The 17,843-nt window shown below is 70.1% G+C and carries 17 protein-coding genes; 12 read left to right on the forward strand and 5 right to left on the reverse strand.

Translation table 11 applies throughout. From position 1 onward, the window contains the following. Positions 1–5: 5 nt before the first annotated feature. The 3 genes from QZ670_RS07175 to QZ670_RS07185 are packed head-to-tail and all read right to left on the reverse strand — an operon-like array spanning position 6 to position 1,635. Complete coding sequence (locus QZ670_RS07175) at positions 6–752, reverse strand: alpha/beta fold hydrolase (protein WP_294253439.1); 747 nt, start codon at positions 750–752, stop codon at positions 6–8. Then, on the reverse strand, positions 740–1,381 hold the full coding sequence (locus QZ670_RS07180) for a hypothetical protein (protein WP_294253442.1): 642 nt from the start codon (positions 1,379–1,381) through the stop codon (positions 740–742). Before QZ670_RS07180 ends, QZ670_RS07175 begins: the two co-directional genes overlap by 13 nt. Further along, positions 1,378–1,635: a phosphopantetheine-binding protein gene (locus QZ670_RS07185; protein WP_294253445.1), complete on the reverse strand. Its 258-nt coding sequence runs from the start codon at positions 1,633–1,635 to the stop codon at positions 1,378–1,380. The genes QZ670_RS07180 and QZ670_RS07185 overlap by 4 nt, the downstream gene beginning before the upstream one ends. Positions 1,636–1,722: 87 nt before the next feature. Here QZ670_RS07185 and QZ670_RS07190 point away from each other — a divergent pair, with 87 nt between their 5' ends. The 11 genes from QZ670_RS07190 (at position 1,723) to QZ670_RS07240 (ending at position 15,280) form a co-directional block, all read left to right on the forward strand. Beyond that, the gene (locus QZ670_RS07190; protein ID WP_294253448.1) at positions 1,723–3,210 is read left to right on the forward strand and encodes an acyl-CoA ligase (AMP-forming), exosortase A system-associated; all 1,488 of its coding nucleotides are present in this window, start codon (positions 1,723–1,725) and stop codon (positions 3,208–3,210) included. Next, positions 3,207–4,418 (forward strand): pyridoxal-dependent decarboxylase, exosortase A system-associated, encoded by a 1,212-nt coding sequence (locus QZ670_RS07195; RefSeq protein WP_294253451.1) that lies wholly within the window; start codon positions 3,207–3,209, stop codon positions 4,416–4,418. The genes QZ670_RS07190 and QZ670_RS07195 overlap by 4 nt, the downstream gene beginning before the upstream one ends. 138 nt (positions 4,419–4,556) lie before the next feature. Continuing rightward, complete coding sequence (locus tag QZ670_RS07200) at positions 4,557–5,153, forward strand: XrtA/PEP-CTERM system exopolysaccharide export protein (protein ID WP_294253640.1); 597 nt, start codon at positions 4,557–4,559, stop codon at positions 5,151–5,153. After that, on the forward strand, positions 5,153–6,673 hold the full coding sequence (locus QZ670_RS07205; RefSeq protein ID WP_294253453.1) for an XrtA system polysaccharide chain length determinant: 1,521 nt from the start codon (positions 5,153–5,155) through the stop codon (positions 6,671–6,673). The genes QZ670_RS07200 and QZ670_RS07205 overlap by 1 nt, the downstream gene beginning before the upstream one ends. A gap of 3 nt (positions 6,674–6,676) precedes the next feature. Beyond that, positions 6,677–7,531, forward strand: a complete 855-nt coding sequence (locus tag QZ670_RS07210; RefSeq protein WP_294253456.1) for an AAA family ATPase — start codon at positions 6,677–6,679, stop codon at positions 7,529–7,531. Further along, a complete protein-coding gene (locus tag QZ670_RS07215) occupies positions 7,528–9,114 on the forward strand; it encodes a hypothetical protein (protein WP_294253458.1) in 1,587 nt (528 codons plus the stop codon). The genes QZ670_RS07210 and QZ670_RS07215 overlap by 4 nt, the downstream gene beginning before the upstream one ends. Before the next feature lie 12 nt (positions 9,115–9,126). Beyond that, entirely contained in the window at positions 9,127–10,191 is a 1,065-nt protein-coding gene (locus tag QZ670_RS07220) for an AAA family ATPase (RefSeq protein ID WP_294253460.1), read from the forward strand. 3 nt (positions 10,192–10,194) lie between these two features. Continuing rightward, complete coding sequence (locus tag QZ670_RS07225; protein WP_294253463.1) at positions 10,195–11,040, forward strand: XrtA system polysaccharide deacetylase; 846 nt, start codon at positions 10,195–10,197, stop codon at positions 11,038–11,040. After that, a complete protein-coding gene (locus tag QZ670_RS07230; RefSeq protein WP_294253465.1) occupies positions 11,037–12,089 on the forward strand; it encodes a FemAB family XrtA/PEP-CTERM system-associated protein in 1,053 nt (350 codons plus the stop codon). The genes QZ670_RS07225 and QZ670_RS07230 overlap by 4 nt, the downstream gene beginning before the upstream one ends. Then, on the forward strand, positions 12,089–13,354 hold the full coding sequence (locus QZ670_RS07235) for a TIGR03087 family PEP-CTERM/XrtA system glycosyltransferase (protein WP_294253468.1): 1,266 nt from the start codon (positions 12,089–12,091) through the stop codon (positions 13,352–13,354). The genes QZ670_RS07230 and QZ670_RS07235 overlap by 1 nt, the downstream gene beginning before the upstream one ends. 33 nt (positions 13,355–13,387) lie before the next feature. After that, positions 13,388–15,280, forward strand: coding sequence for an XrtA/PEP-CTERM system amidotransferase (locus QZ670_RS07240; protein ID WP_294253471.1), 1,893 nt, complete (start codon positions 13,388–13,390; stop codon positions 15,278–15,280). Positions 15,281–15,316: 36 nt separating this feature from the next. On the opposite strand, the gene QZ670_RS07245 is transcribed toward QZ670_RS07240, so the two are convergent. Together QZ670_RS07245 and QZ670_RS07250 are read right to left on the reverse strand one after the other, a co-directional pair. Continuing rightward, on the reverse strand, positions 15,317–16,120 hold the full coding sequence (locus QZ670_RS07245; protein ID WP_294253473.1) for a fructosamine kinase family protein: 804 nt from the start codon (positions 16,118–16,120) through the stop codon (positions 15,317–15,319). 13 nt (positions 16,121–16,133) lie between these two features. Beyond that, a complete protein-coding gene (locus QZ670_RS07250) occupies positions 16,134–16,412 on the reverse strand; it encodes a metal/formaldehyde-sensitive transcriptional repressor (protein ID WP_294253475.1) in 279 nt (92 codons plus the stop codon). A gap of 98 nt (positions 16,413–16,510) precedes the next feature. On the opposite strand from QZ670_RS07250, the gene QZ670_RS07255 reads away from it, so the two are divergent. Beyond that, positions 16,511–17,836: a carbohydrate porin gene (locus tag QZ670_RS07255; protein WP_294253477.1), complete on the forward strand. Its 1,326-nt coding sequence runs from the start codon at positions 16,511–16,513 to the stop codon at positions 17,834–17,836. Positions 17,837–17,843: the final 7 nt, after the last annotated feature.

Consider the following 17,843-nt stretch of genomic DNA (forward strand, 5'->3'; position numbering starts at 1 on the left):
AGAGGTCAGGGCGCTCGCTGCTCGGCGAGCGCCTCGATCACCCGCTCGTATAGCCAGGCCTTGTCGGCAGTGCCGGCGAAAACATGGCTGGCGGTATCAAACTGCTTGCGGCGCACGCGGGTGCCGGCGGCGGCGTAGGCCGGCTTGTGCAGGAATTCGGCGAAGTCCGCGGCGATCTTGTCGCGGGTGGCGAGCAGTACCGTCATCGGCACCTCCGCCGCGGTGAACGCGGCGGCGAGTTCGCTGCCGAGGTTGCGATGGGTTTCCGGCCGCCGTGTCGCGACTCTGCCGATCACCTGCCGCATCCAGCCGCGCGCCGCTTCTCCCTCCTCGGCTTCTTCCGGCGGGGGGAGGGGGGCGACGATAACGGGATTTGCGAGCAGCAGCGCGTCAATCCGCGCCTGGGCATGGAACAGCGCAAGCGCCGTCGCGCCGTCGCCATTGCCGAACGCGACCACGCGCCGCAGTTTCGCCTCGCGCCGGAAGATGCTTGCAGCCGCAACGATGTCCGGCGCGCTTTCCAGAAAGCCCTGGTTGCTGCCCGCCGAATCGCCGACGCCGCGGCGATCGAAGCGGAACACCGGATAGCCCGCCGCCGCGATGCGATGCGCCAGCTGCGACATGCTGCGATGCGGCCCGCTGCGAATTTCGTTGCCGTTCGACACGATCAGCAGCCCGGTAGCGCCCGACGCGCTGTCCAGCGTGCCGACCAGCATGTCGCCCAGGCAGGGGAAGCCGATCAGGCTTCGCACATGCGCACCCAGGCGGCGAGGTCGTCGGCAAGCAGCGTCGCGAGATCGAGGTCGTTGTCGGGCGTCGGCTCGCGCCACAGCGCGCGGCCGGGGACGAGGCGATCGGCCGGACGGGTGTCGCCCTCCAGCCGGAGCGTGCGGGCGGGCTCGACATGGCAGTCGGGCAGTTCCTCTAGGAACGTGTCGGGCAGGCGATGGCCACCATAACCGGGCGCGTCGCCGATGCGGTGGATGCGGCGGAGCGCGCGGAGCAGCGCGTCCCCGGGTTGCGGCGCGAAGTGCCAGCGGCGGCGGATGACCACGCTGCCGTCAAGCAGGGCGCCGCTGCGGATGGCCATGGAGTAGGCGCGGCCGCCGGCGGTGCGCGCTGCCGCCGCGAAGCCCGCGCGCAGATCGGAGATGGCGATGCGCTCGCTGGGGATCAGGCTCTCGCCGGTGCCGGGAAGCTCGGGCAGCACGCCGGCGATGCCGTGGTTCTCGGCGAGCGACCGGAGGATCGTCGCGGCGAACCCGCGCATCCGGTTCGCCTCTTCAAACAGCGGCAACGCCGCGATGACGACGGGGCCGCTGCCGGGACCGAAGCGCACCATCGCTTCGCGGCCGCCTGCCCAGTCATAGGGTTCGATCACCCCAATACCTTTTGCGCGGCGAAGCGGGTGAGCGTGCCGAAGCTCTCCAGCATCTCGCCGTCGACTTCGTCGTCTTCGATCAGGATGCCTAGCCGGTCCTCGATCTCGGTCAGCACGCCGGCGACGGCGAGCGAATCGAGTTCGGGCAGGGCGCCGAACAGCGGCGTGGTCTCGTCGAACGCGGCAACGCGATCGTCGCTCAACCCGAGCACGTCGCGCAGCACGCCGCGGACGGTGGTTTCGATGTCGAGCATGGCTTCAGGCCGCAATGGGGTTCCCCTGCAAGAAATTTGCGCTTCCGTAAGGCTTGGCGGCGGCGCTGCCAAGACTATGGGTGGTGCATGATCGCGCTCGATCCTGCCCCGCATCTTATAGACGCGCTGCCGCTGCGTGGCGCGCCGGACGCCGTTGCTTTGGAAGACAAGGCAGGCACGCTGACCTATGCCGAACTGGAGGCGGCGGTGGGCAGCATGGCGCATGCCCTCGCCGCGCATGGCCTGCCCGCGGGCGAGCGGGTGGCGAGCTGGCTGCCGAAGACCCGCACCGCGTGCCTGCTGCCGCTGGCCGGTCCCCGCGCGGGACTCGTCCATGTGCCGATCAACCCTGCGCTCAAGCGCGCGCAGGTCGCGCACATCCTGGCGGACAGCGGGGCGCGGCTGCTGGTGACGCAGCAGGCGCGGCTGGCGGCGCTCGAGCCCGGCGACGTGCCCGCCGATTGCCTGATCGTCACCGAAGAGGAACTGGTCGGCACCGACGCCCTGCCGCTCGCGAGCGGCGAACCCGATGCGCTGGCGGCGATCCTCTACACGTCGGGGTCGACCGGGCGGCCCAAGGGCGTGATGCTCAGCCACGCCAATCTGTGGCTCGGGGCGATCAGCGTCGCGCATTACCTGAAGCTCGCACCGGAGGACCGGGTGCTGGGCGTGCTGCCGCTGAGCTTCGACTATGGCCAGAACCAGCTTTTCTCGACCTGGGCGGCGGGCGCGCGGGTGGTGCCGCTCGACTATCTCACCGCGCGCGACGTGGTGAAGGCGGTCGGGCGGTTCGGCATCAACACGCTGGCGGGGGTGCCGCCGCTCTGGGTGCAACTGCTCGAGGCGGAATGGCCGGAAGAGAACACGGCCTCGCTCAAGCGGCTGACCAATTCCGGCGGCGCGCTGACCCGGCCCCTGGTGCAGGGACTGCGGACGCGTTTCCCCGGCGCCGACCTCTATCCGATGTACGGCCTGACCGAAGCGTTCCGCTCGACCTATCTCGATCCAGGACTGGTTGACAAGCATCCGGAATCCATCGGCCGCGCCATTCCCTTCGCCGAGATCCTTGTCGTCGATGCCGAGGGCCGTCGCGCGCAGCAGGGCGAACTCGTCCATGCCGGGCCGCTGGTCGCCAAAGGCTATTGGCGCGATCCCGAACGGACCGCGCTGCGCTTCCGCCCGGCACCGGCCTTCGCCGAGCGCCAGGGCATGGCGGTATGGTCCGGCGATACGGTGACGGAGGATGCCGAGGGGTTGCTGCGCTTCGTCGGCCGTGACGACGAGATGATCAAATCCTCGGGCAACCGGATCAGCCCCACCGAGATCGAGGAGGCCGTGGTCGCTGGGGGCGAGACCAGCGAGGCGGTGGCGTTCGGCGTCCCCGACCCGCGTCTTGGCCAGGCAATCCTGGTCGTCGTACGCGGCGACGGCAGCCGTGAGGACGAACTGCGCGCGCGGCTGCGGCGGGAACTGCCGAGCTTCCAGCAACCGGCGCGCTATGTCTGGCGGGAAAGCCTGCCGCGCAACGCCAATGGCAAGCTCGATCGGTCCGGGCTGAAGACGGAGATCCTATGAACGCGAAGCCCACCGGACCCATTCCCGCCGACTATGCCGTGCAATCGGTGCTGCAGATCTCCGGCCGCAGCGCCCGCGACTGGGCGGAAGCGGGTACGCCGCTCTATCTGTACGACGCGAACGCAGTGCAGGCGCGGATCGCGCGGTTCCGCGCGGCGATGCCGGACCGGATCGCGCTGCACTATGCGATCAAGGCCAATCCCTTTCCGCCGCTGATCGCCGCCATCGCTCCCGAGGTCGACGGCATCGACGTCGCCTCGGCGGGCGAGATGGACAAGGCGCTGGCGGTGATGGACGCCTCGGCGATCAGCTTCGCCGGGCCGGGCAAGCGCGATGCGGAGCTGGAAGCGGCGATCCGCGTAGGGGTGACGCTCAACCTTGAATCCGAGGGCGAAGCCGATCGCGCGCTGGCGATCGGCGATCGGCTGGGCATCACGCCGCGGCTGGCGGTCCGCGTGAACCCGGACTTCGAGCTGCGCGGCTCCGGCATGAAGATGGGCGGCCGCGCTTCGCCCTTCGGGATCGACGCCGCGCAGGTGCCCGCGCTCGTTCGGCGGCTGGTGGCAGCCGGCGCCGACTGGCGGGGCTTCCATATCTATGCCGGCTCGCAGGCGCTGTCGGCCGAGGCGGTAATCGAGACCCAAGCCGCCACCATCGGCCTCGCCGCGCGGCTGGCGGACGAGGCGGGCGCGCTGCCGCCGCTGGTCAACCTCGGCGGCGGCTTCGGCATCCCCTATTTCCCCGGCGACCTGCCGCTTGATGTCGAGGCGGTCGGCGCGGCGCTTGCCGGCGAACTGGACCGCCTAGACACGCACTATGCGATCGAGCTCGGCCGCTGGCTGGTCGGCGAGGCGGGGATCTATCTGGCGCGGGTGATCGACCGCAAGGAGAGCCAGGGCGAGACCTTCCTCGTCGTCGATGGCGGGCTCCACCACCATCTCGCCGCGACCGGCAATTTCGGTACCGTTGTGCGTCGCAACTATCCCGTCGCCGTCGCGCATCGGATGCAGGACGCGCCGGAGGAGGTGGTCACCGTGGTCGGCCCGCTCTGCACGCCGCTCGACCGGCTGGCGGATCGCGTGGCGCTGCCCCGTGCCGAGGTAGGCGACCTGATCGCGATCTTCGCCTCCGGCGCGTACGGCGCCAGCGCCAGCCCGCAGGCGTTCCTCGGCCACCCGCCGGTTCGCGAGCTTCTGGCAGGAGCCTGACGCCTAACGCTAAATTTACGCGTCCTGCGCCATAGCTCGCCGTCCGGCACGGGCGCGCGACACGCCGCCTCGCTGCCGCTTGGAGGCACGGCAATGGCGGTTTCGTTCGGGATCAAGGCGGCGGCGACGCTGGCGCTGATGGCGCAGCTATCGGCGTGCGGCAGCGGCGGACCGCGTCCCGAGCTGCCCGCCGCGGGCTTCGTCGGCGCCAGGGAAGCGCCCAGCGACGAATATGTCATCGGCCCGCTCGACCATCTCAGCATCTTCGTGTGGCGGAACCCGGAGATCTCGACCAAGGTCCAGGTGCGCCCCGATGGCCGCATCACCACGCCCCTGATCAACGACATGCCGGCGGTGGGCAAGACCCCCGCGATGCTCGCCGACGACCTGAAGCTGGCGCTCAGCGAATATATCAAGGACCCGATCGTCTCGGTGATCGTCGAGAATTTCTCGGGGACGTTCAGCCAGCAGATCCGCGTGGTCGGCGCGACCGAGAAGCCTGCCTCGCTGCCGTACCGCGCCAACATGTCGATCCTCGACGCGATGATCGCGGTAGGCGGCCTCAACGAATTCGCTGCAGGTAACCGCGCGCGGCTGGTGCGCTACGATCCGCAGACCGGCAAGCAGCGCGAGTTCAAGCTCCGCCTCTCCGATCTCCTGAAGAACGGCGACACCTCCGCAAACGTCCGGCTGGAGCCGGGCGACGTGATCATCATCCCGCAGAGCATGTTCTGATGGGAAGCCTGTTCGACGAGGTCCGCAGCGCGATCCACGCGGTGTGGATGCGCCGCACGCTCGCGCTGGCGATCGCCTGGGTGGTATGCGTGGTCGGCTGGGTGGCGGTGTCGCGCATCCCGGACAGCTATGAGTCCAAGGCGCGCGTGCTCGTCGAGCTGCGCCAGGTGCTGCCGAACGATGGCGGCGTGGCGGCCGCGGGCCAGCAGCAGGACATCGACCGCATCCGCCAGACGCTCACCAGTTCGGTGAACCTCGAAAAGGTCGTCCGCGGCACCGATCTGGCGAAGACGATCACCAAGCCGGCGGATCTGGCCGCGCGCATTGCCGGGCTGCAAAAGGCGATCAAGCTCACCGCCCAGCAGGACAATCTGTTCGAGATCGCGGTGACCGGCGCCGATCCGGCGATCTGCCGCCAGGTCGTCGAGAAGCTGATCGCGCTGTTCCGCGACAACAAGCTCGCCGACAGCCGCGACGAGAGCAGCCAGTCGCTCGCCTTTCTCGACCAGCAACTCGCCGAGCGCCAGCAGGCGCTGCAGGCGGCGGAGACCAAGCGCGCCGAATTCCAGTCGCGCTTCCTCGGCAGCCTGCCGGGCACCGGCTCGCTCGACGACCGGATCGGCGCGGCGCAGCAGCAGCTCCAGCAGATCGAAAGCGATCTCGCGGCGGCGCAGAGCGGCCTGAGCGCCGTCAACGCGCAGATGGCGGGGACGCCGGCCAGCGTGGCGGGGCAGGGTGGCGGTCCGGTAGGAACCGGCCCGGCGCGCGCCCGGCTCGCGGACCTGCAGGCGCAGCTTTCCGATGCCCGCGCGCGTGGCTTCACCGAGGCGCATCCGGACGTGGTCGCACTCAAGCGGCAGATTGCAGGGGCTCAGGCCGCCGCGGCGCGCGAGCCGAGCGGTGTTGGGGGCGGAGGCAGCTTCGCCAATCCGCTCTACCTCAGCCTGCGTTCGATGCAGGCCGACAAGGCCGCGCAGGTCGCAGCCCTCAGCCAACGCCGCGCGCAGATCCAGGGCGATCTCGCGGCGCTCAACGCCAAGCTGACCCAGGCGCCGCAGGCGGCCTCCGAGCAGGGGCAGATCGACCGCGACTATCAGGTGCTCAAGGACCAGTATGCCAAGCTGCTCGCCGATCGCGAACAGCTGCGGATCAGCAGCCAGGCGCAGAGCCAGACCGATGCGGTGAAGTTCAGCGTCATCGACCCGCCGACCCAGCCGCGCAGCCCGAGTTCGCCCAACCGGCCGATGCTCCTCACCGCCGTGCTGGTCGCGGGGCTGGGCGCGGGCGTGGCGGCGGCATTCCTGCTCTCCAAACTGCGGACCACCTTCGACACTGCGACACGGCTCGAGCGCGCCAGCGGGATGCCGGTGATCGGCTCGATCGGCGAGGTGGTCACGCCCCGGCAGCGGGCGCGTCGCCGCAAGCAGCTCCAGCACTTCCTCGGCGGCGTAGCAGGCTTGGGCGTCGCCTATGCCGCGATCCTGCTGGTCGGCATGCTTCACCATGCTGCGGGGGCCTGAGCGATGAACGAACACAGCCCCAAGCGCTTCACCGGCTCGTTGATCCAGCGCGCGATCGCGATGATGCCGGCACTGCCAGCGGAGGAGGCGCCCGCCAAGTCGCAGTCGGCACCACCCGTGCAGGATCGCCCGATGGTGCCGATCGACCGCAACCGTTTGGCCGCGGCCGGCATGCTGGTGCCCGGAGGCCCGATCACCCCGCTCGCCGAGGAGTTCCGCATGGTGAAGCGGCAGCTGCTGCTCACCGCGCGCGGCGTCGCCGGCGTCGATGCCGATCGCGCGCGGATGATCCTGGTCTGCTCGGCCCAGCCCGACGAAGGCAAAACCTTCTGCGCGATCAATCTCGCGCTCTCGATGGCGGCCGAGAAGGATGTCGAGATCCTTCTGGTCGACGCCGATTTCGCCAAGCCCGACGTCTCCAAGCGGCTCGGCATGGGCGAGGGGCCGGGGCTGCTCGATGCGCTCGATGGCCAGATCGATGTCGAGGCCTGCATCGTCGATACCGACGTGCCGCAGCTCGCGATCCTGCCCGCCGGCACCCGTAGCGTGAGCGATACCGAGTTGCTCGCGAGCGACGGTGCGCGGGCGATGCTCGATCGTCTGGCGGCGGCCAATCCGCGCCGCATCGTGATCTTCGATTCGCCGCCGGCGCTCGCGGCATCCCCGGCCTCGGTGCTGGCGCTGCATGTCGGCCAGACGATGATGGTGGTCCGCGCCGACCGCACCAGCGAGGAGGACCTGCGCGCCGCGGTCGCTGCGCTCGATGGGTGCGAGCATATCCAGCTCGTCCTCAACGCGGTGTCATTCCAGCCTTCGGGCCGTCGTTTCGGCAGCTATTACGCGCAGGCGGGCCGGTGATCCGTGGCGCGATCGTGCTGGCCGTCTGCGCCGCCGCGATCGTGCCCGCGGCCGCCCAGCGGCGCGCGACCGTCACCCCCTATATTGAGGTGAGCCAGGTCGCCACCGCCGAACTCAACGGCGGGGAGACGCTGACCTACTCGCAGCTCGGTGCCGGGCTCGACGGCAGCATCCGTACGCGTCGGGTGCAGTTGCAGGTGAGCTACCAGTATCAGCACCGCTTCACCGAGAAGGGCAGCCTGCAATCGGGCGACAGTCACAATGGCCTCGCCCAGGCGCGCATCACCGCCGCCCGCGGGCTGACGCTGGAGGCCGGTGCCGTCGCCACCCGTACCCGCACCGATGCGCGCGGCGATGCGCTGACCGGCAACGCCGCCAACGCGCGCAACCTGAGCCAGCTCTATTCGGGCACTATCGGTCCCAAGCTCGACACCCATGCCGGGCCGCTGTTCGTGCAGGGCGCCTATCGCTTCGGCTTTACCAAGGTCGACGACGGTACTGCGGCCGGCGTTTCCGCGACGCTGCCGCAGGTCGATCGCTTCGACCATTCCACCTCGCACGCAGTGAATGCCAGCATCGGCGCAAAGCCCGGCGCCGTCCTACCGATCGGGCTCAGCGTCACCGGCGGGCTGGTGCGCGAAAATGCCAGCCAGCTCGACCAGCATTTTGCCAGCAGTTCGGGGCGCGGCGACGCGATCGCGCCGATCAGCCGCACCGTCGCGCTGGTCGGCGGCGCGGGGTACGAGCAGATCACCGTCCGTCAGCGCGATCCGCTGCTCGGCACCGACGGCAGGCCGGTGGTCGACGGGGCGGGGCGCTATGTCACCGATCCGGCATCGCCCGTGCGGATCGCCTATGATTTTGATGGCATGTTCTGGGACGGCGGTGTGCTCTGGCGTCCGAGCCGGCGGACCGCGCTCGAGGTACGGATCGGCCGCCGCTACGGGGCGATGCGCTATACCGGCAGCTTCACCTTCCAGCGGAACAACGGCAGCGGCATCCAGGTCGCGGTGTACGATACGGTCGAGACCTATGGCCAACAGGTCGGCGGCAGCCTCGCGGCGCTGCCGGTAGGCTTCGTCACCACCGCCGATCCGTTCGGTGTGCAGGCCGGCGCCTGCATCTACGGCACCAGCGGCGCGGCGGCGGGCGGCTGCATCGCCGGCGCTTTCTCCTCGGCGGCGACCGCAGCCTATCGCGGCCGCGGGATGACCGCCAATGCGGTGTGGAGCCGCGGCACGACGCGGCTCGGCGTGGGCGGCGGCTTTGCCCGACGTGACTTCCTCACCCCCATTGCCGCGAACGCAACCGGCGGCAGCTGGGACGAGAGCTTCTATGCCCAGGCCTTTGCCGCGCTCGCCGCTGGCCGGGACGGAACGGTCGGGCTGAACCTGCTCGCCAGCTATTATGACGGCGACATCCCCGGCAGCACCGCGGTGTTCGGCTGGGGCGCCAATACCGCCTATACCCGCCGCCTGGGGCATCTGAGCCTCACCGCAACGGCGGGCATCTACGGCTCGATGCGCGACGGCCCCGACCAGGCATCGGCACAGGCGCTGATCGGAGCGCGCTATGGTTTTTGAGAGACTGCACGCATGATGGACGATCATTACGGGCTGCGCGGCCGGCCGTTCCAGCTGACCCCTGATCCGCGCTTCTGGTTCGATACCGCCACGCACGGCAAGGCGATGGCCTATCTCGGCTATGGCCTCAGCCAAGGGGAGGGCTTCGTCGTCATCACCGGCGATCCGGGCGCGGGCAAGACCACGCTGCTCGGCCATCTGCTGGCAGAGCTGGACGGCGAACGGCTCAACGTGATCAAGATCGTTTCCACCCATTTGCGCGCCGACGACATGCTGCGGCTGGTAGCGCAGGGGCTCGGTCTGCCGGGGGATGATCTCTCTAAGGCCGCGCTGCTGCTGGCGATCGAGCGCGGGCTCCACGAGGTCGCCCGCGCCGGGCGCCGCACGCTGCTGGTGGTGGACGAGGCGCAGGCACTGCCGGGCGAGAGCCTGGACGAGCTGCGCATGCTCTCCAACTTCCAGGCCGGCGGCTATCCGCTGCTCCAGATCTTCCTGCTCGGCCAGCCCGAGTTTCGGCTGGTGCTCCAGCAGCCCGCCTTCGAGCAGCTGCGCCAGCGGGTGATCGCGATGCACCACCTCGCCCCGATGGAGGTGGAGGAGGTCGAGGCCTATCTGATGCACCGGCTGATGCTGGTCGGCTGGAGCGGCCGCCCGCGCTTCACCGCCGATGCGCTGGCGGCGATGCACCGCTGGTCGGGCGGCATCCCGCGCCGGCTCAACCAGCTGGCGAGCCGGGTGCTGATGTATGGCGCGGTCGAGCAGATCGAGAATTTCGGCGCGCCCGATGTCGCCGCGGTGATCGAGGATATCGAGCAGGAGGACGTGATCGAACCGGCCGCCGAGCCGACGGGCGAATCCGCCCCGCTGCGCCCGAGCCGCGTTGCCGCGCTGCGCGCGGTGCCGGAGGGCTCGGCAGAGACTCGGGCGCTCGAGCGCCGCGTCGCCGAGCTGGAGGCGCAGGTCGCCTCGCAGTCCGATGCGCTGCGCCGCGTGCTCTCGCTGCTGGTTGACTGGGTGGAGAAGGATGAGGGCCGCAGCGGCATCGATCTCGACGCCCTGCGCGGTAGTGCTGCCTGAGCCATGGGCGTGCGCAACGGCCTGTCGGTCGACGTCGAGGACTGGTTCCAGGTCGGCGCCTTCGAGACCACGATCGCGCGCGGTGACTGGGACGGGCTGGAGCGGCGCGTCGAGGCCAATACCGATCGCGTGCTGGCGCTGTTCGCGGAAGCGGGGGTGCTGGGCACCTTCTTCACGCTCGGCTGGGTGGCGGAGCGTCATCCGAAGCTGATTCGCCGCATCGCCGAGGCCGGGCACGAAGTCGCCAGCCATGGCTGGGACCATGCCCGCGTCTTCACGCTGACCCCCGACCAGTTCCGCGAGGATCTCGCCCGCGCCCGCGCCGCACTGGAGGATGCCGCGGGCGTCGCGGTGAACGGCTATCGCGCGCCGAGCTTCTCGATCGACCGGCGCACCCCCTGGGCGCATGCGGTGCTGGCCGAGGCGGACTATTGCTACTCGTCGAGCATCGCGCCGATCGCGCATGACCATTATGGCTGGCCCGATGCGCCGCGCGCGCCGTTCCGGCCGCTGCCCGACGCGGGGCTGATCGAGCTGCCGATCACGATCGCGCGGGTGCTGGGGCGCGAGGTCACCGCAGGCGGCGGCTTCTTCCGGCTGCTGCCGCAGGGCGTCACCGACCGCGCGATCCGCGCCGCCAACGGGAGAGGCGAGGCGGCGATGTTCTATTTCCATCCCTGGGAGATCGACCCCGGCCAGCCGCGGGTCCGCGGGGCGCCGCTCAAGTCGCGCCTGCGCCATTGTGCCCGACTGGGTGCGATGCAGGGCAAGCTGCGGACCCTGCTCGGGACGCACGACTGGGGCCGGGTGGATGCCATCGCCGCGCAGGCGGCGGAGCGGCTGGCGTGAGCCTGTCCGTCCGCACGGCCGACCTGCACGATGCGGCCGAGTGGGGGCGGCTCTCCGCCTGGGTCGACGCGCAGGCCGATGCCACGCCGTTTCACCTGCCGGAATGGAGCATGGCGGTGGCGAAGGGATGCCGCCAGCGCAGCCACTATCTGGTGGCGGAGGGCGCGGGCGGGCGGATCGTCGGGGTGTTGCCGCTGACGGCCGTCGTCTCGTCGCTGTTCGGCCGGGCACTGGTCTCGACCGGTTTCGGCGTCGGCGGCGGCATTCTCGCCGAGCAGGGGTTTGCGGTCGCCGCGCTCGGGCAGGCCGCCTGGAGCCTCGCCACGCGCCTGCGCTGCCCGAGCCTCGACCTGCGCGGCGGCCCCTGTCCGGGGGAGGACTGGGCGCGCGACGACACGACCTATCTGGGCTTCGTCCGCCGGCTAGCGGCCGATGACGAAGCCGAACTGCTCGCCGTGCCGCGCAAGCAGCGCGCCGAACTGCGCAAGGCGCTCGCCGCCGATCTGGCGGTGGAGGTTGCAGCCGACCGGGCCGCCCGGCGCGCGCACTACACCGTCTATGCCGAAAGCGTCCGCAATCTCGGCACCCCGGTCTTTCCGTCGGCGCTGTTCGCGGCGGTGCTGGAGGCGTTCGGGGCGGAGGCGGACATCCTCACCGTCCGGCACCAGCGCCGCGCGGTGGCGAGCGTGCTCAGCCTCTACTGGCGCGGCACCGTCTATCCCTATTGGGGCGGCGGGACCGAGGCGGCGCGGGGGCTGCGCGCCAATGACCGGATGTATTTCGCGCTGATGGCCCATGCCCGCGCGCGCGGCTGTTCGCGGTTCGACTTCGGCCGCTCCAAGGCCGGCACCGGCGCGGCGGCGTTCAAGAAGAACTGGGGCTTCGCGCCCGAGTCCCTAGTCTATTTCTCGCGGCATGCCGAGGGTGCCGCACCGCGCAGCATCAACCCGCTCGATCCGAAGTTCCGGTTGCAGATCGCGGCATGGAAGCGGCTGCCGCTCTGGGCGGCCAACCGCATCGGGCCGCTGCTCTCGCGCGGGCTCGGCTGATGGGCGACATCCTGTTCCTCGCCCACCGCATGCCCTTTCCGCCGGATCGTGGCGACAAGATCCGGGCCTATCACCTGCTGCGCCATCTCGCCCGCGACCACCGCATCCATCTCGTCGCCTTCGCCGACGATCCCGAGGACCTGCAGCACCAGGACGGCCTTGCGGCTCATACTGCGACACGCACGATCGTCTGGCGGAAGGCGCCGACCGTCTGGACGGGCGCGCGCGCGTTGCTGCAGCGCCGGCCGGTATCGCTGGTCGCCTTTGCCGACCCGGCAGTACGACGTGCGGTGAATGCGCTCCTGGAAGCGCAGCCGATCGACACGATCTTCCTCTTCTCCAGCCAGATGGCACAGTATCTGCCGCCCGCTCCCAAGCAGCGGGTGATCATGGACTTTGTCGACATGGATTCGGCCAAGTTCGCCGCCTATGCAAAGGGCGGGCGTGGGGCCATGGCCTGGGTGCACAAGCGCGAGGCGTCGCTGCTGCTCGCTCATGAGCGCCGCGTCGCTGGCCTATCCGATGCCAGCCTGTTCGTGAGCGACGCCGAGGCGACGCTGTTCCGGGAGCGCACCAACGCCCCCCGCGTACATGCGATCGAGAACGGCATCGACACGGTGTTCTACGATCCCGCCGGCCGCTTCGAGCCGCTCGGCGGGGAGGGGCCGTTGCTCGTCTTCACCGGGCAGATGGATTACCGGCCGAACATCGAGGCGATCCGCTGGTTCGCCGAAAAGGTGTTCCCCCGCGTCCGACGCGCCCATCCCGACGCGCGGCTCGCGGTCGTCGGCCGCGCGCCGACCCCGGCGGTCCAGGCGCTGGCGGAGCGACCCGGCGTTCTCGTCACCGGCAGCGTTCCCGATGTGCGCGACTGGCTCGCCGCCGCCGCGTTGGTGGTGGCGCCGCTGCAACTGGCGAGGGGCATTCAGAACAAGGTGCTCGAAGGCATGGCGATGGCGCGGGCGGTGGTTGCCTCGCCGGCCGCGGCCGAGGGGGTCGACCATGCCGGCACGCTCTGTGTCGCCGAGGGCGCAGATGCGTTCGGCGGCGCCGTGCTGCGCCTGCTCGATGACCCCGATACCGCCGCGGCACTCGGCGCCGCTGCCCGCGCGCGCGTGATCGCCCGCTACAGCTGGGACGCGCGGCTGGCACCGCTCGACGCGCTCCTCGAGGCGCCTGCAGGCCACCTCCATCAGCGGGGTGGCGCAGATGCCGATCGCTTGGTACCGGGCCGCTACGATGCGGATCATGAACGGCGACGATAGGGGACGGATAGGCGACCGCGAGGGCATGCGCTGATGTGCGGCATTGCCGGCCTCTTCTATCCCGGGCTCCCCAAGCCGATCGACCCCGCCCGCATCGTCGCGATGAGTGATGCCCAGGCGCACCGCGGACCCGACGGCTCGGGCGTGTGGTGCGTGGCGGGGGTCGGGCTCGGCCATCGCCGGCTGGCGATCATCGACCTCGAAGGCGGCGTCCAGCCGATGGCGCTGCCAGACCAGAGCCTCGCCGTCACCTTCAACGGCGAGATCTACAATTTCCGCGAGGTCCGCGCCGAGCTGGAGGCGCTGGGCGCCCGCTTCGTCACCGACAGCGACACCGAGGTGCTGCTTCACGGCTGGCGCGCCTGGGGGCCGGACCTGCTCGCCCGGCTGAACGGCATGTTCGCCTTTGCACTCTACGACGCGCCCGGCCAGAGCCTGTTCCTCGCCCGCGACCGCTTCGGGGTGAAGCCGCTCCATTATGCCGAACTGGCCGACGGCGCGGTCGCCTTCGCCTCGGAGCTGAAGGGCCTGCTTGCGCATCCGCTGCTCCGCCGCGCCGCCGATTTGCGCGCGGTCGAGGACTATCTGGCGCTCGGCTATGTGCCCGACGACGCCAGCATCGTCGCGGGCGTGCACAAGCTGCCGGCGGGGCATTTCCTGCTGCTCCAGCGTGGCCGCCCGGCGCCGCAGCCGGTGCGCTGGTGGGATATCGACTTCACCCGCCGCGCCACCGGCCGCACGCGTGACCTCAAGGCCGAGTTGATCGAGCGGATGCGCACCGCCGTCCGCTCGCGGATGATCGCCGACGTGCCGCTGGGCGCGTTCTTGTCGGGCGGTGTCGACAGCTCGGCGGTCGTCGCGCTGATGGCCGAGCGCAGCAAGGCAGCGGTGAAGACGTGCACGATCGGCTTCGACGAAGCCGGGCTCGACGAGACCGCCCATGCGGCGAAGGTTGCGGCGCGCTTCGCCACCAGCCATCGCACCCGCACCGTGGGGGCGGAGGATTACGGGCTGATCGACACGCTGGTCGCCGCCTTCGATGAGCCCTTCGCCGATGCCTCGGCACTGCCGACCTATCGCGTCTGCCAACTCGCCCGCGAGAGCGTGACCGTCGCCCTTTCCGGCGACGGGGCTGATGAGGCGCTGGCCGGATATCGCCGCCACCGCTTCTTCGCCGTCGAGGAGCGGGTGCGCGGCCTCCTCCTGCCGGACGTGCGGGCGCGGCTCTTCGGGCGGCTGGGGACGCTCTATCCCAAGGCGGATTGGGCGCCGCGGCCGTTCCGCGCCAAGACGACCCTGCTCGCGCTCGCCGACGATGGGGCGGAGGCCTATGCCAAGGCGGTGGGCGTCACCACGCCGACGCTCCGCAACCAGCTCTACAGCGACACCGCGCGTGCGGCGCTCGATGGCTATCGCGCCGAGACGCGCTATGTGGAGACGATGCGGCACGCGCCCGCGCGCGATGCGCTCGATCGCGCGCAATATGCCGATATCCGCCACTGGTTGCCGGGCGACATTCTCACCAAGGTTGATCGCACCAGCATGGCCGTGGGCCTGGAGGCACGCGAGCCGCTGCTCGATCACCGCCTCGTCGAGTTCGAGGCGAGCCTGCCGCCGTCGCTCCGCCTTCGCGGTGGGCAGGGCAAGTGGCTGATGAAGAAGGCGCTGGAGCCCTGGCTGCCGCGCGAGATCCTCTATCGACCCAAGATGGGCTTCGTCACCCCGATCAGCGCCTGGTTCCGCCACGCGCTGGCCGAGGAGGCGGCGGCGCTCGCCCGTTCGCCGCTGCTGCTCCAGAGCGGCTGGTTCGAGCCGCGGACGATCGCCCGGCTGGCCGAGGACCACCGCGCCGGCCGCGCCGAGCACGGCCGCACGCTGTGGCAGCTGGTGATGCTGGAACGCAGCCTCGCCAGGCTGTTCGGGTAGCTGCTGAATCCTTCCCCCGGCGGGGGAGGATCGACATCACTCCACTTCCACGAGCGCCGCTTCCACCGCGCCGGCATAGCTGCTGCCGAACAGCCGGAGGTGCACGAGCAAAGGCCACAGCCGATAGATCGGCTGCCGTTCCTGCCACCCCGGCGTGAGCGCGAGCGCATCGAAGAAGCGGGCGGGCGGCGCATCGAACAGCGTGAGCATCGCGGCGTCGACCTCCCGGTCGCCATGATAGCAGGCGGGGTCGATCAGCGCGCTTACCCGGCCGCCGGACACCAGGACATTCCCGCCCCACAGGTCGCCGTGCAGCAACACCGGCGCCGGGTTGCTCGGAAGGAGGCCGGCCAGGCGATCGGCGAGGCGTTCCAGCCGCCGCGCCAGTGCCGCGGGTACGTGCGACACGTGGCAGCGCAGCCGCCGCTCGGCCCAGAAGCTCGGCCAGTCGGGCGTGGCTGCGTTGGGAATGGCGACCCGGCCAAAGGCATAGTCGGCGCGCCAGCCATAGGCGCCGCCGGTCGAGGCGTGGAGCGTCTGCAGCACCTGTGCCAGATCGTCCCAGCCGGTTGCGAGAGGACCGTCGTTCGGCATCTCCTCGATCAGCAACAGGTCTTCGGTGACCGCCAGCACCTTGGGCGCCGGTGCCCCGCTCCCAGCGATGGCGCGTAGCATCTCGGCTTCCAGCGACACCAGCGGGCCCTGCTTGGCGATCGCGCTGCCGCCACCCACAAGGCGGAGCCGGTGGACCGCCGACAGGTCGCCGCCGGCGAGTGCCGCCGCACCCGAAACGGGGCTGCCGAGCAGGGCGGCGGCGCGATCGACGAGGCTGGTCTGCATGGGGCCGCTCCACTCAGAGAAGATAGCTGCGCACGATCGCGACCAGTTCCTCGGCCGCCTGGACCTTGGGATCGTCCGACGCGGCATCGGGTTCCAGCATGTGCTCGCGGATATGGTCCTCGATCACCTCGGCGATGAAGCCGTCGAGCGCGCCCCGGCAGGCAGTGGCCTGCTGAAGCACGCGGGCGCATTCGGCATCGGCATCCACCGCGCGCTCGATTGCCTCTATCTGGCCGCGCAGCCTTTTCAATCGGTTGCGCAGCTTCTGCTTCTCGCGCGCGACATGGCTCATCGCCGGCCCTTTCCGTTTCGCTTGCTCGATACCCCCCTAGGGTATAGGGGCGCCGCCGTCGAGTCGGCGATGTCCGCCGTCATTCGAGGTGCACGCTCATGGTCTACGCCTTCTCCAAGGCTGTCGCGGTTGCGGCAGCGCCGTTCCTCCTGCTGCCGGCGGCAGCGCGGGCGCAGGATAGCGGCGACCCGCAGCCTTTCGCGCTCCATGGACAGGCCACCATGGTGGTGCAGGGCGTCGGCGGCTTCAGCGATCCCTATCGTGGCGCCAACAGCCTCGCACCCGATCAGGTCCGAGAGACGATCGACGTTACGCTCTATGCCGGCGTGCGGCCCTGGGCGGGCGGCGAGCTGTGGTTGAACCCGGAGATCGACCAGGGCTTCGGCCTGTCCAACACGCTGGGCGTGGCGGGTTTTCCCAGCGCCGAGGCGTACAAGGTGGGCAAGGACGAGCCCTATCTCCGGCTCCAGCGTGCGTTTTTCCGCCAGACGATTGCGCTGGGAGGGGAGCGCAGCGCCGTCGCCCCGGCGATGAACGTGCTGGGCGGCACCCAGGCCGCGAACCGGCTGGTGCTGACGCTGGGTAAGTTCGGCGTCGGCGATGTGTTCGACACCAACCGCTATGCCCATGATCCGCGAGGCGATTTCCTCAACTGGTCTGCGGTCGATACCGGCAGCTTCGATTATGCTGCGGATGCCTGGGGCTATTCGACGGGCGCAGCGGCCGAATGGTATCAGGGCGCCTGGACGCTCCGCGCCGGGTTGTTCAATCTCTCCAAGGTGCCCAATGGCGAGACGCTGGAGCGTGATTTCCGCCAGTATCAGGTCGACGTCGAGGTCGAGCATCGGCACATGCTCGGCGGGCAGCCCGGCGCGATCCGCGTTACTGGCTTCCGCAATCGCGGGCAGTTCGGGCGATTCGACGACGCGCTGGCGCTGGCCGCAGCGCAGGGACAAGTGGCAGACACTGCATTGGTCCGCCAGCGCACGACCCGGACCGGCATCGGGGTGAATGCGGAGCAGGCGGTAACCTCGACGCTGGGCCTGTTCGCCCGAGCCGGCTTCGCCGACGGATCAATCGAACCCTATGACTTCACCGACATCGATCGCACCGCGCAGTTCGGCGCGTCGCTGAACGGCGCGGGCTGGGGCCGCGCGAACGACCGAATCGGGCTGGTTGGCATCGTCAACGGCATCTCGCGCGCGCACCAGAGCTATCTCGATGCGGGCGGACTGGGCGTGCTGGTCGGCGACGGCAAGCTGCCGCACCCGGGCAGCGAGGCGATCGCGGAAGCCTATTACGACTGGCAGCCGCGCAAGGGCTTCGACGTGACTCTCGACTATCAGTTCATCGCCAATCCGGGCTACAACCGCGATCGCGGCCCGGCCAATGTGTTCGCCGTTCGGTTCCACGGCGGGTTCTGAGGCGGCG

The organism is uncultured Sphingomonas sp., assembly GCF_913774285.1.
GTDB lineage: Bacteria > Pseudomonadota > Alphaproteobacteria > Sphingomonadales > Sphingomonadaceae > Sphingomonas.

Excerpts from the sequence above, each read along its gene's own strand:
- QZ670_RS07190 (WP_294253448.1), top strand. The coding sequence starts at position 1,723 with ATGATCGCGCTCGATCCTGCCCCGCATCTTATAGACGCGCTGCCGCTG.
- QZ670_RS07235 (WP_294253468.1), top strand. The coding sequence starts at position 12,089 with ATGGGCGACATCCTGTTCCTCGCCCACCGCATGCCCTTTCCGCCGGAT.
- QZ670_RS07210 (WP_294253456.1), top strand. The coding sequence starts at position 6,677 with ATGAACGAACACAGCCCCAAGCGCTTCACCGGCTCGTTGATCCAGCGC.
- QZ670_RS07250 (WP_294253475.1), bottom strand. The coding sequence starts at position 16,412 with ATGAGCCATGTCGCGCGCGAGAAGCAGAAGCTGCGCAACCGATTGAAA.
- QZ670_RS07205 (WP_294253453.1), top strand. The coding sequence starts at position 5,153 with ATGGGAAGCCTGTTCGACGAGGTCCGCAGCGCGATCCACGCGGTGTGG.
- QZ670_RS07220 (WP_294253460.1), top strand. The coding sequence starts at position 9,127 with ATGATGGACGATCATTACGGGCTGCGCGGCCGGCCGTTCCAGCTGACC.
- QZ670_RS07200 (WP_294253640.1), top strand. The coding sequence starts at position 4,557 with ATGGCGCAGCTATCGGCGTGCGGCAGCGGCGGACCGCGTCCCGAGCTG.
- QZ670_RS07195 (WP_294253451.1), top strand. The coding sequence starts at position 3,207 with ATGAACGCGAAGCCCACCGGACCCATTCCCGCCGACTATGCCGTGCAA.
- QZ670_RS07225 (WP_294253463.1), top strand. The coding sequence starts at position 10,195 with ATGGGCGTGCGCAACGGCCTGTCGGTCGACGTCGAGGACTGGTTCCAG.
- QZ670_RS07240 (WP_294253471.1), top strand. The coding sequence starts at position 13,388 with ATGTGCGGCATTGCCGGCCTCTTCTATCCCGGGCTCCCCAAGCCGATC.
- QZ670_RS07185 (WP_294253445.1), bottom strand. The coding sequence starts at position 1,635 with ATGCTCGACATCGAAACCACCGTCCGCGGCGTGCTGCGCGACGTGCTC.
- QZ670_RS07245 (WP_294253473.1), bottom strand. The coding sequence starts at position 16,120 with ATGCAGACCAGCCTCGTCGATCGCGCCGCCGCCCTGCTCGGCAGCCCC.
- QZ670_RS07255 (WP_294253477.1), top strand. The coding sequence starts at position 16,511 with ATGGTCTACGCCTTCTCCAAGGCTGTCGCGGTTGCGGCAGCGCCGTTC.